A 3070-nucleotide genomic window follows, 5' to 3' on the forward strand; every position below is an offset into this window, starting at 1 on the left:
TTTCAAGTACTCGATCTAAGACACTATTAAGAGTAGTTTTACAAATGGTTATTTTATTATCACTATCAAACTCTTTTGGATTATCTTTAATATTTTCCCATTTTTGTCTCATCTTACATACATTAGCTCGTGAAACACAAAGCTCTTTCGCTATTTCAGCATCATTTAATCGACCTTCTTCAAAATACATGGCATAATCTTCATATGCTCTTTTTACTTTATTCATATCTCTTCAACCTTATAATTTAACAAAAATTAATTTAGTTTAACATAAACTCTATAACAAAATAACAATTTTACAAAACCAACAAATATTTACAATAAGTTATACCACATAACAATAATCGCTATATATTTTAAAATCACAAATATCTATTAAAATGAGGAGGTTTTATATGAAAATAACCAATTTTACTTTGATTTTATTACTATTAATGAATAGTTGTGAACAAGATAATAATACAAATAAAGGAATTAAGAGCAGAAATAAAAGAGACTTAGAACAACAAGTAGAAGCACAAAAAACGCCTGAAGAAGACTTGAGAGAAAAGTTAAGTGAAAGTCAAAAACAGGGTCTAGATTTTTTAAAAGAAGCTTTAAGTAGTGAGAATATGTTCACACAACTTGTACTCCTGAATGAATCCAATATAAAAGATGCCCTCGATCACATTCAATCAGAACTTGCAAAGTGCACAGGAAATAATGCATCTGAACAAAAAAAAACATTCAAAACTGTAATAAATGGATATTTCAGCAAAATGGATAATGAAACATTGAAAGGCATTAAAGACCAAGCAACAAGCAATTGCGATCAAAACGCACAATAAAACCATCAATCTATAAAACAAATTTCATAAACAGAATTTAAAAACAAGATTTAAGAAAGAAAGTATACAGATTTTCATACAAGTAAAAGGATAAATAAAAAGATTTAAAAAAAGGAATAAGTAAACAAAATGTTAACTTGAAGTTAACAGAGAAAGACAAGTTAAAAAAAGAAGAGAGATATCTCTCATTGCAAATAGGGAAGTCTTTAAAATAAAATCTAGAAAGAATAGAGACTAAATTTTTAAGTATTTGTTAAAGCTACCACAAAGTTTCCTAGATATTTTGTGCTGCACCCTTAAATATCAGCCCTTCTGATTAAAATACATACCCTACACATTAAATTTTGCATACAATGGAGAGACATATAATTTGACATAAATTAAGAGTATTTGCTAACATATTTATACATAATTTTACTTATTTTTATAGCATTTAGTTAACATATAAATTACATGAAAGAACATGAAATATTAAAAGCAAAAATCAAAGAACTAAAGAAACAAAATTCAATATTACTTAAAGAAACAAGGCAATATAAGAAAGAATTATTACAAACCAAAAGCAATACTAAATCTAAATCAATACCAATAAGATTTTATTTAAATGATAAGACCATAAGATTAGTAAAGAAAAGTATAGACAAACTTAAACAAATAGACCCAATCTCAGGATGGTTTGTTCATATACTCTCAATTACAGGTTGTAGAGGAATAGAAATTCAAAATATAAGACTTGATGACATAGTAAGAGAAGAAAATAATAATGGTGATGTGTTTTATAGTTTACGTGTAAATGTAGCTAAGAAGCGAACCAGTATTTGCATTAGAGAAGTAGTAATAAGTAAATCTGAATTTGAATCTATAGAAGAAATTCATAAACTTCATTTTAAAAATAAAGGACAAGATTCAAGACGTACTTATCTATTTCAAAAAAGTAAACATCGCTTTAAAGATAATAGAATAAATATAAGTGAGATATCAAAACAATTTAAAGAATTATTAACAAAATCAGGATTTAAATATCGTAAATCACTACATATATGTAGAAATATATTTATTGCAACACTTAAAAGTAAAGGGTACAACTCATTTGAAATTAAAGAATTAATGAAATATGCATCAACAGCTGAAATTGATAATGTTTATGGCCTCTCAAAAGCAAGTAAATTAAAAGCATATCATGATATTAAAGATGGTTTTAAATAATATCAATTTACATTGTATATTCCATATATTGCTATATGATCTATACAAACATAATATTAAATCAATATATTACTACAAACTAACAAAAAGAAGTTACAATTCTCTTTGTTAGAATTTTTTATTTTAGAAATAAAGGTTATACATAGGTTGAAGATAATTCAACACGTAGATATTAGCTATTATACAATTCAACTTAACAAAAATCAAGATTTGACATAATAAAAAATGTATGTTTCTTTTTATTATTCATTGGGGGAACATATAAAATCAAAAACATACATCATAAAGGTTAAAAAGAAATAATCTAAGACATACATAGTATACAATCAAATTTAGCAAAAATCAATATTTAACATAATAATATAAGCATAAAAAAAAAGGCATATAGCCTTTTAATAATAATACCAATAATGGAGATAATAAATTGGGAATTCATATTTTTCTAAATATACGCTTAGATTTAAGATGATATTCTTGTCCTCTATCTTTAAGAAAAAGAGGATCATATAAAACTTCTGTATTATTTGTTGCCATAAAATGGGACCCAATATTATTCTTTAATTTAACTTCACTTATCTCAAATTCATCCTTTAAACATTTATAAGATTTATCTTCAACACGAACATCTCTTTTAACGCCGAAGAAACTTAAGATTTTACATGGATTTAAAATATAACAATTAATCCCCATATAACCTAATCTAACAAATTGATAATAATTATTATTAATATCATTAAAGTCAAATTTGTTCTTTGTAAGTGATGATATGTAATAATGCAAAGATAAAAAGTAACAACCCCAACGTCTAATCTCTTCAACAAATCTTTTATCATTTTGTTGTAATTTCATATATCATTTAACCTCCTATATAATCCAAAACTCATTTATAAACTTCTAAAAAGGAATATCTTCATTGAATTCACAAGCAGAATCAGGAACAGGAGTAGGAGTAGGAATATCAACTTTAGGATTATGATACTTACTATCCCCACCAAACAATCTCAGTTGATCTACAAAAATAATGCTTTTAATTTTAT

At 25.1% G+C, this 3070-nt stretch carries 4 protein-coding genes; 2 read left to right on the forward strand and 2 right to left on the reverse strand.

From position 1 onward, the window contains the following. Positions 1–226: DUF603 domain-containing protein (locus tag U880_RS0101835; RefSeq protein WP_024654534.1), on the reverse strand; the 226-nt coding region annotated here is incomplete at its 3' end. A 169-nt stretch (positions 227–395) separates the two neighbouring features. Here U880_RS0101835 and U880_RS0101840 point away from each other — a divergent pair. Further along, a complete protein-coding gene (locus tag U880_RS0101840; protein ID WP_024654535.1) occupies positions 396–827 on the forward strand; it encodes an Mlp family lipoprotein in 432 nt (143 codons plus the stop codon). Between the two features lie 453 nt (positions 828–1280). Further along, on the forward strand, positions 1281–2033 hold the full coding sequence (locus U880_RS0101845) for a site-specific integrase (protein WP_024654536.1): 753 nt from the start codon (positions 1281–1283) through the stop codon (positions 2031–2033). Between the two features lie 432 nt (positions 2034–2465). Here U880_RS0101845 and U880_RS0101850 read toward each other — a convergent pair whose 3' ends face one another. Then, positions 2466–2882: a DUF261 domain-containing protein gene (locus U880_RS0101850; RefSeq protein ID WP_024654537.1), complete on the reverse strand. Its 417-nt coding sequence runs from the start codon at positions 2880–2882 to the stop codon at positions 2466–2468. Positions 2883–3070 lie beyond the last annotated feature (188 nt).

Source organism: Borrelia hispanica CRI (genome assembly GCF_000500065.1).
Lineage (GTDB): Bacteria > Spirochaetota > Spirochaetia > Borreliales > Borreliaceae > Borrelia > Borrelia hispanica.